The 18,908-nt window shown below is 33.5% G+C and carries 16 protein-coding genes; 13 read left to right on the top strand and 3 right to left on the bottom strand.

The features are described from left to right. Positions 1-3 precede the first annotated feature (3 nt). The 10 genes from L647_RS0111200 (at position 4) to L647_RS0111155 (ending at position 11,986) form a co-directional block, all read left to right on the top strand. The gene (locus tag L647_RS0111200; RefSeq protein WP_024611184.1) at positions 4-1,170 is read left to right on the top strand and encodes a hypothetical protein; all 1,167 of its coding nucleotides are present in this window, start codon (positions 4-6) and stop codon (positions 1,168-1,170) included. Beyond that, complete coding sequence (locus L647_RS0111195) at positions 1,163-1,732, top strand: hypothetical protein (protein WP_024611183.1); 570 nt, start codon at positions 1,163-1,165, stop codon at positions 1,730-1,732. The genes L647_RS0111200 and L647_RS0111195 overlap by 8 nt, the downstream gene beginning before the upstream one ends. Further along, a complete protein-coding gene (locus tag L647_RS0111190) occupies positions 1,722-2,294 on the top strand; it encodes a hypothetical protein (protein WP_024611182.1) in 573 nt (190 codons plus the stop codon). Before L647_RS0111195 ends, L647_RS0111190 begins: the two co-directional genes overlap by 11 nt. Before the next feature lie 9 nt (positions 2,295-2,303). After that, entirely contained in the window at positions 2,304-4,364 is a 2,061-nt protein-coding gene (locus L647_RS0111185) for a secretin N-terminal domain-containing protein (protein ID WP_024611181.1), read from the top strand. 438 nt (positions 4,365-4,802) lie between these two features. Then, complete coding sequence (locus L647_RS0111180; protein WP_253948866.1) at positions 4,803-6,509, top strand: hypothetical protein; 1,707 nt, start codon at positions 4,803-4,805, stop codon at positions 6,507-6,509. Positions 6,510-6,581: 72 nt separating this feature from the next. After that, positions 6,582-8,486 (top strand): hypothetical protein, encoded by a 1,905-nt coding sequence (locus L647_RS0111175; RefSeq protein WP_024611179.1) that lies wholly within the window; start codon positions 6,582-6,584, stop codon positions 8,484-8,486. Positions 8,487-8,936: 450 nt separating this feature from the next. Next, positions 8,937-9,419, top strand: coding sequence for a hypothetical protein (locus tag L647_RS1000000125835; RefSeq protein ID WP_139015437.1), 483 nt, complete (start codon positions 8,937-8,939; stop codon positions 9,417-9,419). 21 nt (positions 9,420-9,440) lie between these two features. After that, positions 9,441-10,085: a sulfotransferase family 2 domain-containing protein gene (locus L647_RS0111165; RefSeq protein WP_024611177.1), complete on the top strand. Its 645-nt coding sequence runs from the start codon at positions 9,441-9,443 to the stop codon at positions 10,083-10,085. After that, positions 10,075-11,331, top strand: coding sequence for an oligosaccharide flippase family protein (locus L647_RS0111160; RefSeq protein WP_024611176.1), 1,257 nt, complete (start codon positions 10,075-10,077; stop codon positions 11,329-11,331). The genes L647_RS0111165 and L647_RS0111160 overlap by 11 nt, the downstream gene beginning before the upstream one ends. Beyond that, positions 11,321-11,986 carry a sulfotransferase family 2 domain-containing protein gene (locus L647_RS0111155; protein WP_024611175.1) on the top strand — a complete coding sequence of 222 codons (666 nt, stop codon included), beginning with the start codon at positions 11,321-11,323 and terminating at the stop codon, positions 11,984-11,986. The genes L647_RS0111160 and L647_RS0111155 overlap by 11 nt, the downstream gene beginning before the upstream one ends. Here the strand turns inward: L647_RS0111155 and L647_RS0111150 are convergent. Further along, the gene (locus tag L647_RS0111150; RefSeq protein ID WP_024611174.1) at positions 11,960-13,045 is read right to left on the bottom strand and encodes an acyltransferase; all 1,086 of its coding nucleotides are present in this window, start codon (positions 13,043-13,045) and stop codon (positions 11,960-11,962) included. The genes L647_RS0111155 and L647_RS0111150 overlap by 27 nt on opposite strands. Before the next feature lie 1,345 nt (positions 13,046-14,390). Between L647_RS0111150 and wecA the strand changes: the two genes are divergently transcribed. The 3 genes from wecA (at position 14,391) to L647_RS0111125 (ending at position 17,943) form a co-directional block, all read left to right on the top strand. After that, positions 14,391-15,473 (top strand): UDP-N-acetylglucosamine--undecaprenyl-phosphate N-acetylglucosaminephosphotransferase, encoded by a 1,083-nt coding sequence (wecA, locus tag L647_RS0111140; RefSeq protein ID WP_343223044.1) that lies wholly within the window; start codon positions 14,391-14,393, stop codon positions 15,471-15,473. A gap of 786 nt (positions 15,474-16,259) precedes the next feature. Beyond that, positions 16,260-16,811 carry a hypothetical protein gene (locus L647_RS0111130; protein WP_139015436.1) on the top strand — a complete coding sequence of 184 codons (552 nt, stop codon included), beginning with the start codon at positions 16,260-16,262 and terminating at the stop codon, positions 16,809-16,811. Beyond that, positions 16,786-17,943 (top strand): glycosyltransferase family 4 protein, encoded by a 1,158-nt coding sequence (locus L647_RS0111125; RefSeq protein ID WP_024611170.1) that lies wholly within the window; start codon positions 16,786-16,788, stop codon positions 17,941-17,943. The genes L647_RS0111130 and L647_RS0111125 overlap by 26 nt, the downstream gene beginning before the upstream one ends. Before the next feature lie 42 nt (positions 17,944-17,985). Here L647_RS0111125 and pssE read toward each other — a convergent pair whose 3' ends face one another. Both pssE and pssD read right to left on the bottom strand, forming a co-directional pair. Then, positions 17,986-18,435 (bottom strand): PssE/Cps14G family polysaccharide biosynthesis glycosyltransferase, encoded by a 450-nt coding sequence (gene pssE / locus L647_RS0111120; protein ID WP_024611169.1) that lies wholly within the window; start codon positions 18,433-18,435, stop codon positions 17,986-17,988. Next, complete coding sequence (gene pssD, locus L647_RS0111115) at positions 18,432-18,908, bottom strand: PssD/Cps14F family polysaccharide biosynthesis glycosyltransferase (RefSeq protein ID WP_024611168.1); 477 nt, start codon at positions 18,906-18,908, stop codon at positions 18,432-18,434. The genes pssE and pssD overlap by 4 nt, the downstream gene beginning before the upstream one ends.

Genomic DNA, 18,908 nt, shown 5'->3' with positions numbered 1-18,908 from the left:
ATTATGTTTTTAAAAGTCCACTCGTTAAAACAGCAAATACGCCGTTTATTACACTCTTTTTGGTGTAAAGTTGGTTATTACAATGGAAGTTTTTATAAGTTTATTTATATTGACGGCAAGCTTACTCTAAAGCCGATTGAGGGCGGTAAAAAACCTAAAATACTTGTTGTTGCGAGTAATGTTTATTCGGAACAAAACTCATCATTACCTGTTGTTGATAGTAAAGAGCTACGTAAATTATTAAAATTACAGTCTCAGGCTAATCAAGCTGCATTAGTGTGTGAAATCCAATCAGATAAAAGTATTATTAATAAATGGCAATTCCCACAGTTTGAACACAATCCTTTATTTATTTTTCCCGAATCAATTTTGTTAACGAAAGGGTGTACAAATACAGAGATACTTATTACCAAAAATAATAATATTGATTCTATTTATGCAAAAGTGGGTTCTGTAACCTATAGCGGACAATTAAAAGGCGTAATTAATACTGAAAAACGTTTTGCTATGTCAATTGGTATGCAAGTAAATGATGTAATTACTTTATCACAAGAAGATAAATTAAAAAGAATAGAAGAAGGCTTTAAGCGCCTCACATTAAAAGAAGTTACAGCATTTGCTTTTATGGGGGTAAATACAAATTGGAGCCAGTTAATTATTAAGCTCCTATTGCCTGGCATGGTATTTATAAGTACTTATCTTTTGGTAGCTTCTTTGTTTTTAACAGGTCAAACATATTACTTAGACTATCAAAACGAAAGTATAAAGACGCAGGTAGGCGATTTACTTTCTGTTCAAGTGGAAACAGAGCAGAAAGAGCAACAATATTTAACATATATAGATATATTAAAAAATCAAATGGATTACAGCGGTCTACTTGTATCTTTAGTGCCTGTTTTTGATCAGGTTAGATTAACAAGTATTGTTTACGAAAATGGGCGATTTATAATTAGAGGTGAAATAGATAAGGCTTCAGATATGCTAGAGATTATTGCTAAAGAGCCTAACATACAAGACGCAAAATTTGATTTTCCTGTAATTAAAAGCCGTGCAAGAGAGCGTTTTACAATTAGTTTTGTATTAAAAAATGAACTAACTATCCCAGAGTTAAAAAGAATAACAAAAGAAGCCGAAAAAGAAAAAACTGAGGAGCTTAAAAATAATGGCTGATTTAAAAAAGCATACATTAGCTTTATGTTTTGTTGGTTTATTGGTTTTGTTAAAGTTTATACTTATTCCTATTATGGATTGGCAAGATACCTTAATTGCAGAGCAGCAACTCGAACACAGAAAGCTAAATAAAACACTAGCTTTACTAAAAAACGACAGTGCAATTACTAAGCAATTGACAGAGCTCAATATACTTTTAAGTGATATTACGCCGTTATTTTATAAATGGGCAAGCGAAGCCGAATTTAAACGGGAAGAGCAGCAAAAAATAGAATCTCAACTTACGAAATATGAGCTAACTAGTAAGCGTATTGGTTGGAAAGAGAGTTTCCCGAATGAAGGTGCAAGTATCTTAAAGTATAGTATTGAATATGCTTTTGAAGGTGACGGGTATCAAGTATTAAATTATTTAATAGAGTTAAAAGCGGAAAAACATCTAGTAGATACACCACAAATGAGCTTTTCGTTTAGAGGTCAGAAGGCAGGGAAGCTTGGTATTATTTCGGTATTCATCAGAAGAGATTACTATATGCAATTAAAGGATGAAACCAATGCTGAATAAAAACAAATTATTTATGCAGCTAAAACACCCTATGGTAATTATTAGTTTAGTTATAGCTACGACATGGTCAATACACGATGCCTCGGTGAGACTTTTGAAACCAGTACCTAATGCTGCAATTCATGCTATTTCTGATATTGAAAATGGAACACTTCGCCTTACTTTAAAAGAGGAGCAAATAGCAAATATTTTTTCGTTGTTTGAAGACTATAAACCTAATTTGGAAGTTGAAGAGAAAATATCAATAGGGTTAACCAAAGATGAGCAGTTACGTCAGTCAGGTTTATTAACGGAAGTATTCATAAATGACAATAGGCTAACACTTAAAGCAATTATACAGCCAAATAATTCGCAAAAAAAAGTGGCATTAATTGAAGTTTTAAATACAACAAGTAATGAGACAAAGTTGCAGCGATTTGATGATGAAACACAAGTATTTGGCTTTGATCTTCAAATTTTAAATAATACACAGGTTCAGCTTGTGGCAAATCAAAATCTGCAAACGCAAGAAATTATTTTATCCATGTTTAAGAACGTTGAACCAACAATTGAAAGTCAATAAAGGTCTATTATGAATAATGCTCATTTTCCCAGTTTATGCATAATCACAAGCTTATTTTTAGTTGCTTGTACAAGCACACCTGAAGAACAAGATACCGTGTTTAAGCCTGCCGGTTCATATCTTCTTGATAATGATAAAAATGTTACCGTTGAAAATGCTGAATTAATTGAGAGTGCAAAAAAAGAACAATCAGAAAGTCAAGCCGGTCGTTTTAATTACGTCAAAGCTTTTCAAGTGCAGCAACAACGAGCTCAGGTTACTGATGATGTTATTGATCAGTTTAGCGATACTCGAGAGTTAAAAATAGCTTCAGATGGATTAGGTCTAAGTGATTATTTGCACCAAGTACTTGGTGAGCAATTGAAAGTAAGCTATATACTTTCAGATGAAATAAAAAATGACACACAATCAGTTACCCTAAATATTCAACAATCATTAACCGAACGTAAGCTTTTCATACTTACAGAAAAGTTGCTTGATGAGCGTGGTTATACCGTTCGCTTTAACGATAATATTTTTTATATACATAAGAAAGATACCAACGAAGGTCAAAAAGACGTTACGTACGGTTATGGTAATCAATTATCAGATATACCAGAAACATCGGGTGAAATAGTACAAATGATCCCTTATGAGTTTGGTTTACAGTTATCTATGAGTAATACCTTGAGGCAAATGATAGGTGTTAAATCAACGACGGATACAGACAGAAATAGTATTAATGTATTTGGTAAGCGAAATGAAGTAATTAAAGCATTAGAGCTAATTCAATTGCTTGATAGACCAGCATTTGTTAATCGCCGTATTGGTGTTTATGAATCTACTTATGTTAATGGTAAAGACTTATTAGACAAGCTAACTGAGCTTTTAAAGCAAGAAGGTATAAAGTTTGGTAAGGGTCTTGATACATCAAATGCAATATCGGCTGTTAATATTGAAAAACAAGGAAAATTAGTTTTTTTTGCAAGTAGTGACGCTCTAATTGAGCGTGCTGTGTACTGGGCGAAACAAATAGATAAGCCAATTGATAGTGCTGAAAAGCAATACTTTATTTATCAGCCACAATATTCTCGTGCTATTGATATGGGTGAAAGTTTAGAGTCATTAATAGGGGGCGGAACTTCTCGTTTAGGGAACTCGACATCTGCAGCCGCTGAAAATGAAGATTCATCATCTCGTCGAGGTACTCTAAGTGCTAGTTCCGAAGACCTTAAAATGGTAATTGATGAACGCTCTAATGCAGTTATATTTTATACAACAAGCGAAAAGTACCAGCAGTTATTACCACTCGTTAAGCGGTTAGATGTTTTGCCTAAACAAGTAATGTTAGAGGTTGTAATTGCAGAGGTATCACTTACTGATGAGTTTAAACGCGGTGTTGAGTTTAGTTTTAGCGATGGTAGTTATAGAACCTCGACGACTGGTGCGTTTATGGATGGTGGCTTTGGCGGGTTATCGTACTTTTTAAATGGACCCAAAGGCAACTTAGCAATTAGTTTGTTTGAAAGTAATTCATTGGTAAATATTTTATCAAGACCTTCTTTAGTTGTACGTGATGGTGTAAATGCCACAATAACAGTGGGTACCGATATACCTATTATTAGCTCAACAACGATTGATCCACTTGATGTATCCGGGCGTCAAACTACAAATGTAGAGTATCGTAAAACAGGTGTCGAATTAGGTGTAACACCAACAGTTAATGCACAAGGTGTTGTATTAATGGAAATTAAACAAAAAATATCAAATGAAGTAAGAAACGGCTCAACACTTTCGGGTAACCCTAGTGTATTTGAACGTACTATTGATACCGAGGTTGTGGCACAAAATGGGCAAACAATTATTTTAGGTGGCTTAATTAGTGAAAATCGCACGGCACAAGCGTCATCTGTGCCATTTTTCTCGAGCTTACCTATTATAGGTAACTTGTTTAAAGCGGACACCAGAGATGGTGATAAAACCGAGTTAATTGTATTGGTAACGCCACGCGTGATAGAGAGCTCATCTGAATGGGATGACATAAAAGACAAGTTTGAAAACATGTTTGAAAATTTAAAAATACAAAAATAACGTATATAAAAAGAAAATTATATTGTCTTGCATAAAAAGCTGCAACAAATGGCTTTTATTTTCACACTAATATTACTGTAATATTACTGTAATATTAGTGTGGTGTATTTAAAGTGTAAATTTATTGGTAAGTTAACAAAACATGAAATTGATTTTATTTTTATGTTTTATTTACTTAACGCAAAGCTTGATAAGTTTTAAAAAGTTAAGTAATATCACTAGGCTTATATAAGCATATAGGCCTATTTTATTTTTTGTTGTTAAATATTTTAGTTGACCTAAAATTAACAGTTAATAATAAATTGACATTAAAGGGTTAATCTCTATACACTTTAATTGTTCGGTTGTTGCTTAGGTGACGGCCTAAGTATAATAATAATTTGAGGTGGTGATAAGGTTATCTCACCTCGGTTTCATGAAACTTGGAGAATGGAAACAATGTTTAAAAAAACTTTATTAGCACTTGCAATCGCTGGTGTATCTATCACTGCTAACGCAGCTGTAGTTAAAACAACATCAGCAATTGACGCTACTGCAAAAGCAGATGTTGAAACTTTATTAAAAACTCAGTTAGGCGCTGGTAAATCAGGCCTTGGCGCAGATGATTTTTTCTCTGATGGTGTTGATCCAGCTAATGATAACTGTGAAGACCTAGCTCTAGAACTAGGCGCTACTACTGAAGTTGCTACTTTCACTCCAGCAAACGCTGGTATTGATACTGCTACTTTCGGTACTGGTAACGATGGACTTGCTAAAAACTTAGTTCAGTACACTGCAGCCGACGCATGTACAGTATACCTTGCAGCTGAAACGGGTGTTGCAGTAGCTAAAGATGGCGTTGAGTACTCAACTGTTAAAGCTATCGAAATCAAACCAGTAGTTGTTGCTGGTATTGGTGGTTACAAAGACGAAGATACACTTACGTTCCAAATCTCTGGTGCTAAGCTTGATACTGCGTTAACTACAGCGCCTACTATCTCTGTTGGTGCTCTTGGTCAATCTGGTGCTGGTGTAACATTTGACGTACTAGACATCACTGAAAGTCAAGTTCGTTTCACTGTACAAGGTGCAACAAGCCAAACTGATTTTGTTAAAGGCAACGCTGCATTAAAACTTGAAGGTTTATTCCTTGATTCTACAGGTCTAGCTTCATCTACTTCTGTTAATGTTAACTCTTTTGCTACAAACACGTCAGGTACTAAATTTGACGAAGCATCTGCTGCAACAATCGTAACATTAGTACCACAGTACACTGCTGAAGTTACAAACGCGTTTGACGAAAGCATTGATGTTGGTAAAGACCGTCAAGAATTCGCTTTCGGTTCTACAGATACTCTTAACCTAAAAGTAGAAAACAACGTAAGTACAGCTCCAGTTGGTCTTGCGCTTGTTCCTGACGTAGCTACTTTTGTAATCACTGGTGATTTCTCTTGGATGCTTGATGACGACATCGACTTAAATGAAGATGGCGATTTAACAACAACTGAACTTGCAAAAGCGGTTACATATAACGGTTCTGCTTCAGTAACTAAACTTGCACTTAATGCTGACAAAACTCAACTTACAATCACTACTAAAGTAGCTGGTGCTGTTGATACTGCTCCTTCAATCACGTTCACAGTTGCTGGTTTCGACCAAGGTAAACTTGAAAACGTATTGATTCCAGTACAATCGTTTAGCGTTAAAGTTGACGTGTTAAGCGACAAGTCTATTGGTAACAAAACTGCTAACATGGAAGCTTTAGATACATCTGCTGCTGGCCAATGGGAACTTAACGGTTCTGTTGTAGTATTACCATACATCCCGTTTGGTGTTAATACACAACCAGTTATTCGTCATACAAATGCTGGTACTCGCGTAGGCGACGTAACTATGCGTTACATGATCGAAGGCGAAGACGTAACTTGGAAAGCATTACCAGGTGGCTTTATGGCTGACGTTAAACCAGGTGTACGTAACTTACTTACTACAGTAACAGATGCACTTAAAGCTGAAGGTTACAACACAGCTAACGGTAACTTTAAAGCTGCAATTGAAATTGTAACTAACGTACCTTCACGTGACGTTCACGTATTTGCTGGTGCTAAAGTAACAAGTTCAGATTCATCACGTATGACTCTTACTTCTTACAAAACTAATAACTAATATTTAATATTAGATAGTTTTATAAAAGCGGGCCTTGGCTCGCTTTTTTACGTTTAGCGTAAAGGTAATTATATGACCCTCGAATTAATAGAAAACCTAGTTAATAATAAAAAATACAAAAAAGCATTACTATTAATTAAAAAACAAATAAAAAAAGAAGGCGAATCATTAATTTTTTTAACACTAGAAGCTAGATGTTATTTTTACTCAAAGCAATTTAAACAAAGTGCACTTGTTTATAAAAAATTATTAAATTACAGCTTAAATAATGACATGAAGGTAGCTTTTTTAAATAATTTAGCAACAATTCATGGGGTGCTCAAAGAATATAGTTTGGCGCTAGAAAGTTATGGGCAATCTATTAGCTTATGTTCAAGTGCTAAAAATGCATTTGCTCGAGAACAATATTGCATTATTTCTCTACAAATAAACCTACCCAATGACACGCTTACTATGGTTGATCCTTTGCTTAGTATTACGCAATATGCAGACAAAGCTTTGGTATTAAAGCTTGATGCTGCTTTAGCATTGAGCAAAACGGTAATTATTAATAATCTATTGAAAAGTATAGAAATTAAGTTAAATCATTTTAATCAGAAAAATATTTTTCAATTAATTAAAGTTTTGCGTAAGCATACCTATGAAAATGAGTTGAAAGCTATTTTTATAGCGAATGCACAATATTTTAAAGCCGAATCCTGGTATAAAACAGTTGTAGCTGAGGTTGAGCCAATAGCAAAAGAAAATAAAACGGCTGTAACTTTTAATAAGTACGTTGTTGAGGGCACCAATGACCGATTAATTACGCTAATAGAAGAGTTGATTCATAGTAATGAGCTTCAAGGAGCCTTTTTTAGCCCAACAATTAAAATAGTGGCTAATGATTTTGGCTTATCAATAAAAACACGAGAAAATATTGGTATAAATACTCGTCTGATTGAAATTCCAATCGAATGCCTTCCATTACTATGTGATTATAATTTGACGATAAAAAACGAAACTTTGATATGCAAACCAAAAAAACAACAAGCTAATCCTAGTGCAAATAATAGCATGGCGTTAATGGTAGAAATTTATAATGAAACTAATAAATTAGCTGATTGGAAACAAAGCTCACCTTTTTTCAATTTATTAACACAGCCAGATCTTCTAAGTATGTTAATAGATGGCAAGAAATATAATCATAAAATAATGAACTTTTATAAGCTGGCGTTAAATGGAGATTTTGACGATTTACTGCTTAGCAGCTTTATAGGTTCTCGCATATTTTGTTATAAAAAAGAAGAATTAAAAAAGCAAGGTGTAAAAATAGCTGCCCAAACAGAAAATGGATTACTTTCGGTAATTGATTTTATTAACCATAAAGTTGATTCAACATTTTATAAATCAGAAGGTTCAGGTGTTAATATTAATTCACCTGCTGGACAGTCGTCAGACGCTGAGCTTTATGTTCAATACAACTATTTTGATCCCTTAACTACTTTACTCGTTTACGGTTTTGTAGATTTAACAGCACCTAATTTATTTAGTGTCCCCATAGAAATATCACTTATTAATGGTCAAAAAGTGGAGATCTCTGGTAATAATCCGCAAGGTAATAATACGGTTTCAGAGCAAGGGAAGCATTTTTCTAACTATTTGCCTAAGGTTATAGAATTAAACAGTGGTTTTAAGTTAGATAATTTATCAATCCCGGATCAAAATAGTATAGACTTATTAAGAAATATTTTGATTACGGTTGTAAAAAGTATTTTCTCGAAAAGTACTCTTAACGATGAGACTTTACTTGAGGAGGTCTATTCAATTGAGAGGCAAGTACTTCAACTCAATTTAGAGTATTGGAATAACTTAGAACGTGTATTTAAGCTGCAAAAAAACATGTCGGTACTGGCCTCTGAGCAGGTAGGTTCTTTAATTACTTTTTCTAAAATGCATATTAAAAACTATGCTAATCATTTCGGAATTGTACTTTTTTAATTTGTTAAAAGTACACTGCCTAGTGTTCTTTTGAATTTGGTTTATTGGTTTATTGGTTTTATGAAAGGTTTTATACAAAATGTTTTTAGGACGCTAAACACTAAGCGTTATATATCGAATCAAGCTGAAAGCCAGCTTGATATAGCACAACACTATATTACAGCGTTACACCGAGTTAATTTAACTAAGTCTTCGGTAGTCCCCATTATTAACTGCATCGTATCGCTAACTAGCTATGGCACACGTATAGCGTCACTACATATTACATTGCTTAGTTTATTAAACCAGAGCGTGAGACCACAAAAAATAATTGTTTGGCTAGCTCATGATGAGGCGTTAACGGAGGATTTAAATAATTTAAAAAAGTGGATTGAATTTAGGTTTTGTGATGATATAAAATCTTATAAGAAGTTAATACCAACCCTGAGGTTAAATTTGGGTTTGCCAATAATGACATTTGATGACGATGTTATTTACCCTTATAACCATGTAGAGCGTTTATACAAAGAGCATAAAAAAAGCCCCAAGGATGTTGTTTGTCATCGAGCGCACGCCATATTAGTTCACAATAATAGTGTTAAGCCATATCAACAGTGGTCGTTTGACGTGTCTAGATTAGACGCCGGAAGTTTAATATTTCCTGTGGGGATTGGAGGTATACTATATCCGGACGGTTGCTTTAATGATGTTGTGTGTAACGAGTCTTTATTTATGGCTTTATGCCCAACGGCTGATGATATATGGTTTAAATTTATGGCATTAAAAAATGGCTATAAAGCAAAGGTAGTAAACCAGCCTTTACCTTATGAACAATACTTACAAGTTGGGGGATCACAAAAAGTATCTCTATGGCAAAAAAATAAAACACAAAACGATAAACAATTAAACGCGCTGTTGACCCATGATAGTAGTTTGTTTGAGTTGTTACAGTAGAGTTTACCTTAAGCGTACATTATGAAATTTAACAGACTTTTAAAGCGCCTTCCTTTTTGTGTTTATCCTTATAAACCTTATATGCATAAATATAAGTGTATCTTTATACATATCCCTAAAAATGCGGGCTCGAGTATTATGAAAATGCTGGGTGATAGTAAAGGGCGATTTCATGTTGAATCAGGCTATTACAAGCAAGTAAATGATTTTTTTTATAGTAGGTATCACACCTTTGCTATTGTTCGTGAGCCATTAGATAGGTTGTTTTCAGCTTATCAGTACAGTTGTAATGGGGGGAATAAATCCGTAGAAGATTTGGTGTTAGCTAAATTGATCAAAAATAATAGTACCGATTTTTTAAGCTTTATAGATAACATACTCGATATGCACTTTATTATGGAACAGCCATTATTTAAACCTCAATATTTATACGTGTATGAACGAGGTGTAATGAATGTTGATACTATTTTATATTTTGAATCACTGGAAAAAAATTGGTCAAGTTTTGCCGAAATACATAACCTACCAACCCAGCTAATTCAAACTAATCGCTCTTTATTAGGAGAGAAGATACCGATTTTAAAAAATAGACACTATGAAAAAGTAAAGCAGCTTTATTTGCCTGATTACCAGTTATTTAAATATAAGTTTATCAATGACTGCTAAAACGCTTAGTAATTTTATAGTGGGAGCCTTTTTTATTAAGTTATTTACTGCAGCTTTAAGTTTAGCTGTGTATGGCTTATATGCACGTCTACTTGGCGCTGAAGGATTTGGGTTACTGGCATTAACACTAAGTTTAGGGCTATTAATGGGAGGCGTTGCTAAGTTAGGCTTAGAAAATGTAATGTTACGTTTTGGACCACAGTTTAACGCTGAAAACTTATCTAGGCTGTATGGCGTTGGGATAGCTATTGTAATAATAAGTAATTTTGTTATTATTTTATTTTTTGTGTTTTTTCTAGAAGCGCTGGTAAGTTGGTTTAATATTACTGGTTTAGAGGTAATGTTGCCTTTTATAGCTGTTAATGCACTTTTAAATAGCTTATTGGCAGTTAATGTTGCTGTACTTAATGCTTTACTTAAAGCGCGCTTGAGTTTGATTTTTTCAGGTTTAATGAGTAATACTTTAATTTTATTGAATTTACTGATATTTAAGCCAGGCAATCCAGTCGATGTGATATATATTGTTTTGTGGTGCTATGCTTTGACGTTACTTATAACGTATTGCGTATCTTTTTATTACTGCTTACCAAAGTTTAATGGCTTAAAAAAATTACCTATCACTACTTTGTTTAGAGCTAATCAACGGTTTTTTATCATTTCTATATCAGCTATTGTAACGCAACAGCTTGCTAGCGTATTAGTGGCTAAATATGCAGATTTAGCTGAAGTAGGTCTTTTGTCTATTGCGCTTAAAATAGCCATGCTGCTCAGCTATCCATTACTAGCCGTTAATGCAGTATGTGCTCCTCGTTATGCAAAGCTTAGTAGTCAGGCTAACATTTATAAAATAAAAGAGTTAGCAAATAAAACACGATGGGTTTTAACATTGCTTGCAAGTGTTGGCTTATTTTTAATATTTATTTTTATAGAGCCTGTCTTGTTATTGCTAGGGCAAGAGTATGTTGCTGCGGCAATGTACGTTAAAATACTCGCAATTGGTCAATGGATTAATTTGAGCACTGGGTCTGTGGTTGTTATTTTGTTGATGACAGGTCATGAACGCTTGCATAAATATCAAAATTTAGTCATTACTATACTTTTTTTAATACTACTTTGGTTAACAATTCCTATTTATGGTGCTGTAGCTGCTGCGGTATTAACAGCTATAAGTATATCTGCTAAAAATTTACTAAGTTCGTATTATGTAAATAAGCGTGTATTTAAGGTGAATATCAATGATTTCTAAATTTGATAATTGTTTGTTTGTCCATGTCCCTAAAGTAGCAGGGCAAAGTGTTGAAAGTGTATTTTTGAAGCGGGCGGGTTTAAGTTGGCATCAACGAGATGCTTTTTTATTAAAGCAAAATAAACAGTTAAAATTAGGTCCGCCTCGCTTAGCTCATTTAACAGCGAGTGAGTATATTAAGCTTGGTTATGTTACGCAGCATGAGTTTGATGGTCTATATAAGTTCAGCTTTGTACGTAACCCGTGGGAGCGTATTTTATCTGAATATCAATATCGAGCCTATCGTTGCTCATTTAAAGACTTTTTATTAAAACAATTTCCAACTGTAAAAGATGACAATTATTACACTGGGGATGATTTATATCGCCATGTAATTCCTCAAGCTGAATTTGTTTGTGACAAGCAGGGAAAGTTGATGGTTGATTTTATAGGGCGTTTTGAGAAACTAACGAAAGATTTTGCTAAGGTCAGTAATTTTATCGCTGACGAACCTCTTTTACTTCCCCATAAAAATAAAACGAGCTTGAGCTTTAAACGTTTTTTACAACCTAAATCTAAGCACTATAGCGATTACTATTGTGATAAAACAGAGCAATTTGTGGCACGTTATTATGCACAAGATATTGAATTATTTAATTACTCTTTTGACTCCTAATTTCTGTTGTAGGGGTTGTTCGATGAAGCGATAAGTTAAACTAGATATTACACATGTCAGTATTGCTATTCCTATATTTATAAATGGTGCTGCTGGAGTGTCAAATGGCGTTGATGAATGAGTTGGTAGTACGTACTGCCGTAAATTTGTAGCAACAATAATTATGAGGAAATGTGTAAGGTAAATAGAGTAAGAAATCTTTCCTAGGTACTGCATTACTTTAGTTTTTAGTAAATATGAAACGGAACCATTTGATAAAGAAAAGTAATAAACTGTGATTGCGAAGATAAAAAATATAACTAATTGCCCCAGCTTATTTGTTGCTAATAGAGTTATGGCGCTATAAACCGCTATTAATAATGCTAGTTCTATCGTGGTAACTACTCGCTTAGAGTTATCACTAAACGTTTTTTTTCCCCTTATGTGATATACGGTAACGCCAAGGAAGAATCCTCCAATAGCTCGAATAAAACCTAAATCAAATGTTCTTAATAGTGTTGTAGGTTTTAAAATATAGATTGTAGTATAAGCAACCAAAAAAAGAACAATTGCCCAATATAGCAGATGTTGCTTTTTCACACTTTTTGCCACTAAAAAAAATAGTAAATAACTATAAAACTCTGATCCTATGCTCCAAGATGGCGTGTTCCACGACAGGTGATCGTCAAGCCCATGCGCATTTAGAAGTAAAAAATTTAAAATAAATGAATAAAGATCATTATTTATAAATGGGCTAGTGTCACCTAAGTTGAAGTGAATAAAAAGTATATATTTTAAAAAAATAAATACTAACCACACTACAAGTAAAAAAATATGCAATGGATATATACGTGCAAAACGATTTTGCATAAAAGTGAAAGCGTTTACTGTTTTAATTTTATCTTTATAGGCGTGAGTAATGACGAATCCTGATAATATGAAAAAAAAATCTACCAAAACATCGCTGTTAGTTATAAAAGTCGTTTTATCTATGTAATAAAAGGGTGAATGAAAAAATAAAACTAAAAGTGCTGCGATTCCTCGGAATGCATCTAAGTTATAGTATCTTTGTTTTTGCACACTTATCCTTGATTCGTTAATTATTTAGCGTGAAGCATACTGTTATTTTTTCTCATTATTATTTCAATGGAAACTATTTTATCGTTGTGTTTTAGTTTTACTCAATAGGTAGTTCATCATGGTGTGTATTCTCATAATGCTACCTATAATTTGTTGAACTTAAAAGTAAATGTTTATATTAACTCATAAGGTTAAATACATGATTACTCAATAGTAAACGGTAAGATGTCACCAATTTATTTTGACCATTGAGTTGCAGCGGTTTCATTGGAGAATCAATTGGGTTACTTTACCTGACCCTGTGATTTTCTCATAGTATTACGCTTTAAATTTTATCGTTAGCACATATCCTATTAAAGAAAATAATGACTGATTATTAAAACAGTTTGTCCCTTATAGTGCTGTGTGCTCGATCGTATACATATTTTAAGATCAATCCTTTCCTCTGATCGGTTTTAAAGGCATTCATGGTTTCTGCAAGCGCATTATCATACGAATCGCCAGCACTTCTTACCGATGTTTTTATTTCAGACTCTGTCAAGTGTTCATATATCGAATTGATAAATATGCCCTAATGATTCATAAGGTGTTGCATATGCCCTTGCTACTGATATTTACGCTAATGCGTTCAATATTAAATTGGTTTGTGTCGTCATTAAAACCCGCGACCTACAAAGCTGTGAATACTCATGCTTCCGCGTAGCAATAAGTTAAATTGTACATTTAGAAATAACATTTTGATTTTCATAGCTTCAAACTTATAGAGTCTTTGGCAAATATGGAGTGATTTAGCATGCGTTTTAAAAAGAAAGTACGATTTTACTCTTAAATTAGATAAAGTTCGTACTCTTTTCATACACTGAACTGCTTTTGAAGTCACAAAAAAGGTTTGTTCAGGATTAGTTAAGTGGTAAATGAGATATTGGCATGGTTAATTGAAATCAATTGAATTACATCATTTTTCTATTTTGGAGGGGAGTCGTTTATAGATATATTGAAGTAAGCATATTTTTAGTTATTAATGTAAAAAAATATGATTTTAATTTTCAATTTTTATAAACAAAAGCTTTTAAAATTCGAATCGTAAACTTTTGGCTGTTACAAGCGACAATCTGAAGCATTTTAATAATTGTGAGCATGTTAAAGTTAGTCATTATTGTAATTAGGTGTTAAAATTTTTTATCTCCTATGCTTTTAAACTTTTGAAAGTTATTGATTTTATTTGTTTTTTCAATAGTTGTTTTGTACAGTTTTTATTTGTGGCGTAATCAACTATAATACTGTCGCTTATTTATTGGGTTTTATATAATGTGCAGATATTTAATGCTTCAAAAGGAAATAAATAGTGATAACAAATAACTTAGGACTGTTTATATGCTCTTTTTTGAGCCTTTTTGTCTTCAGAAAAGTAGCTATTTATATAAATTTAGTTGATGTGCCTAACTCTCGTAAACACCATGCAGGTTCAGTACCTCTTGTGGGTGGTTTAGCTGTATTTATAGTAGTTTTTTCTTACCTACTTGTATTTCCCGGTACTATTTCATCTTCTATGCTTTATTTAGGCTGTGCTAGCATTTTATTATTTGTTGGGTTGCTTGACGATCTTTACGATATTAGTTTCAGATTACGTTTGTTATTACAGATAGTGATTTCTGGGATAATGATGTTTTTTGGTGGTTTAGTCTTAAATAACATTGGCGCTATATTTGGCGGTAGCCTTGTTGACTTATCTTATTTTGGTTATGTCATGACTGTTATAGCTGTCGTTGGTGCGATAAATGCCTTTAATATGGTTGATGGTATTGATGGTTTGTTAGGAGCTCTCGCGACAATTACATTTAGTTCTTTAGGCATATTATTTTATCTAAATAATCAGCAAGAACTTACTGCTTTTTGTACTGCAATAGTGTTTGCTATAGTACCTTATATATTAATGAATTTAGGAATACCACTAGGTCAACGCTTTAAGGTGTTTATGGGCGATGCTGGGAGTACCGTTATTGGTTTTACGGTGGTTTGGCTATTACTCGAGGGCTCACAATCAGGCAAGCTTAGTGCTTTTAGTCCCGTAACCGCGTTATGGCTAGCTGCAATTCCTATCATGGATGCCGTATCAACAATTATTAGACGAATTAAAAAAGGTCAATCGCCTTTCCAGCCGGATCGAGAGCATCTTCACCATATATTACAAAGGTTAGGGCTAGGCTCTAAAATGACGTTAGCAGTAATTTGCTCTATAGCTAGTTTATTAGCAAGTTTTGGGATTATTGCTCAAATTTATGATGTACCAGATTACATTATGTTCTATGGTTTTATTTTGTGTTTAATAGTATACAACCAGATAATGATGAATATATGGAGGTTTACAGTTGTAATTAGGCGCTTTGTAAGAGTTTTAAAAAGACAATCTAAAAATAAAATAGAATAAATCCACACGCTGATAATAGTACCGCGTAAACCCATCACTTATTTTTGAGTTAACTGTGTTTTATAAATTAATTAAGCAGGCAAGTGTTTTACTTGGTGGTAATCTCTCTGCGTCAGTATTAAATTTCTTTTCTGTTGCAATATCTATAAAAGCGCTTGGTATAGAGTCTTTTGGGGTAGTGACTTTATTACAAGCATACATTTTAGTTTTGAGCCTCTGTTTTAATCCGCAAGCATGGCAAGGCTTAATTAAGTTTTTCAATACACAAAGTGATAAAAAAGAATTAGTGAAATTAACTCTTCGTTATGATCTACTTTGCGCTATAGCTGGCACCATTTTAGCTGTTTTATTTTCTGATTTTTATGTCCAAGCCTTTAATTTAGTCGAATACACTGAATTACTAAAGTGGTCTGCAATATATATATTAATTAATCAGACAAGTGTTTCTATTGGCGTCTTACGTTACCAAGAGCGTTATGGTGCACTTGCCTTGCAAAGTATAATTAGTGCATCGTTCTTTTTTGCTTTTGCATTTTTAGGTCAATGGTATAACTTTGGTATAGAATACTTTGTAATCACTTACCTCATATCTTTGGCTGCGGGGAATCTTTTTATACAATTGAGTTGCTGCCACTATTTGTTTGAGCTTTTTAATACAGACACACAAATAAATAATTTTGAAATTGAATTCAATAAAAAAGCTTACAATAAATTTAATTATGGGGTTCATTTAACTGCTCTAGCCGNATTCCCGTAAAGCAATTAGACAATATATTGGTTGGTGCTGTGGTTTCAGTTGAGGCTGCGGGCGCATACAGAGTAATTAAGCAAATAGCGACGATTTCTACAAAAGTCACAGGTCCTTTAAACCAAGTGCTTTACCCTGAAATTAATAGCCTTCTTGCGGTTAAGGCATTTGAAAAAGTAAAAGCTGCAATGCTAAAATTAATTGTGTTGCTAGCATTCCCTTCTCTTTTTGTGGTGTTACTCGCCTCTATTACAATCGATTATTGGGTTCCTGCTATTTTTACAAATGAGTTACTTAGTTACAAATGGCAAATTATTACATTTTTAATTATCCATGCAGTAGCTACGGTATTTACACCTATTCATCCTGTGTTTCTTGCATTGGGGTATATTAAGAAGTTGTTCTACATCACTTTAGTTTCAAATATTGTACTATGTGTAACAATTGTTCTTTTTGGTTCTAAAGTAGAGTTATGGGGGGTTTTGCTAGCAATTTTTTTGCAGTACCTTCTTACTGTTACATGGAAGCTCCCACTAATTTTGAAAAAGTTAAGACAGGAAGTAAATGAAAGTACTGCACTACATACCTAATTTTTCGGTTACGACAGAGACGTTTATTTACGATCAAGTTCTAGGTATACAAGACTGTGGAATTGAATCTGCAGTATTAACATCGAAAAGGTTGAACTTGGAATCGCGTCCTTTCTCAAAGGTATATTTATCGCCATTTAAGATGGTTTTGAATGAACGTATTACTCAAAGCTTAACATTAAGATTTCAGTTAATGCCTTTTTTAATAGACTATATGTATTGGCAAAAAATATTAAATGAATTCCAACCTGACGTAATTCATTGCCATACTGGTAATGCAGTGAAAACGTGGATGCACGTGAGTGAAAGGCTAGGAGTTACTATTCCTACCGTTGCTTCTATGCATGGATCTGACGTGAATAGTGAGCCGCTAATTAGAAAAAGATATAAAGAAATTTTGTCTAAAGCTGGTCGTAAGACGTTTGTACATTGGACTGTTCCTTCTGATTTTTTGAAAGAAAAAATGACCGTTAACTTATCTATTCCAGCTAATAAAATATCGATAGTTCACAACGCTATTAACCCTATATTTACTAAGCCTTCAGAGGATGTTTCATTTGATCAACTGAAAGTTATTAGTGTCGGTCGATTTATTTCTTGTAAAGGTCAGATTTTTTTAATTCGTGCATTTAAACAAGTACTCAGTGTATATCCTAGCGCAACACTTACGTTAGTTGGTAATGGACCACTTAGGCATAGTCTAATTGAGCTTACTCAGGAGCTAGGTATTTACGAGAGTATTAATTTCATCGAGAATATTCGTCATGAGGATTTACCTCAGTTTTTATCTGAGCACAATGTATATGTACAGCCTTCAATTCGTGATGAAGTGACTTGCCAGGAGGAATCATTTGGGGTTGCTGCACTTGAGGCAATGGCTACAGGATTGTCTGTTATTGTTACAAATTGTGGTGGGCTAAAAGAGTTAGCACATTTTTGCGACACAAAAAGTGTCTCCGTTATCAAGCAAAAAGATGAAGATGATATCGCGGAAGCAATCCAGAATCACTTTATACAAAAGTCGCCTGTATCTACTGAAAAAAGAGCAATAATTAGTGATATTTTTTCAAGTCGTAAAAATGTTAACAGTTTGATTGACATCTATAAGCATACAATAAACCAAAAAAAATAAAATACTACCTAATACCACTCACCTTTAAAGTAAGTGGTATTTCTAGCTAAATAAGTTTATAAGCTCTTTAGTCATAAAAAAGGGCTCTTTTGAGTATTTTTTTGCTTTAAAATTATTTACTTCTTTAATACTAGTACTAAGATGATGTAATTCGTGGCACACAATTGCTAACTCATTTTTTTCTATATAAGAAGTAAGATCAGACTGGTGTTTATCGATTCGTTCATAGTTAGGGACTATTATACATCTTTTTTCCTTTTCGAGTAACTCAAATACAGTACCTGCACCGGCATGAGATATTATAATATTTGCCTCATCAATATAGGTCGAAAAGGTCTCTGAAAACGAAAAGTATGTACCATTCTTTGGTTTGTAAATACCATTATTTATTTGAAAAATAAACTCGTAATGAGGTAGTATTTCAGCAGCAAAATCAGCTGCGCGAATAAGTGATTCAAATGGTGAAGAGCCTACAGTCACTAAAACTTTCATAGGCGCCCACAAAACTTTGCATTTTTATAAAGCTTTTTTTGCTCTTTATTTTGTACCCAAAACTCACAACCTAACTTTGACATAATACGACCAGTGAATGATCGAGTATAAAAACGACAAAATGTTTCTATAAACACCACTTTTTTCCCAAATAATTTTAATATTAAAGAGGGTATTATTGCGATTCCAGGACCCGTTGAGATTATGCCAACAATTTCGTATTTGTAGCATAGCTTAATTGTCAGAGTACAAGAATGAATTATACCGATAGAGGCCATGAAAAATGATTTTAAGCGATTTTTTTTATGTCGAACATCACCTAGTTCATAGTGTAAAATTGATGAGTTAATGGGAGTAGTACCTAAAGTAATAAATTCTAAAGAAGACTTTGAAAGTCGATTGTAAAGTAATTTCATCTCCTGCTTATGGCCTCCTTCGCCATAAATAAGCAAGGTAATCTTTTGTTTTGACAT

The sequence above is a fragment of the Pseudoalteromonas sp. TB64 genome (genome assembly GCF_000498095.1).
In the GTDB taxonomy this organism is placed as follows: domain Bacteria; phylum Pseudomonadota; class Gammaproteobacteria; order Enterobacterales; family Alteromonadaceae; genus Pseudoalteromonas.
This window is presented reverse-complemented; position numbering and strand designations above follow the sequence as displayed.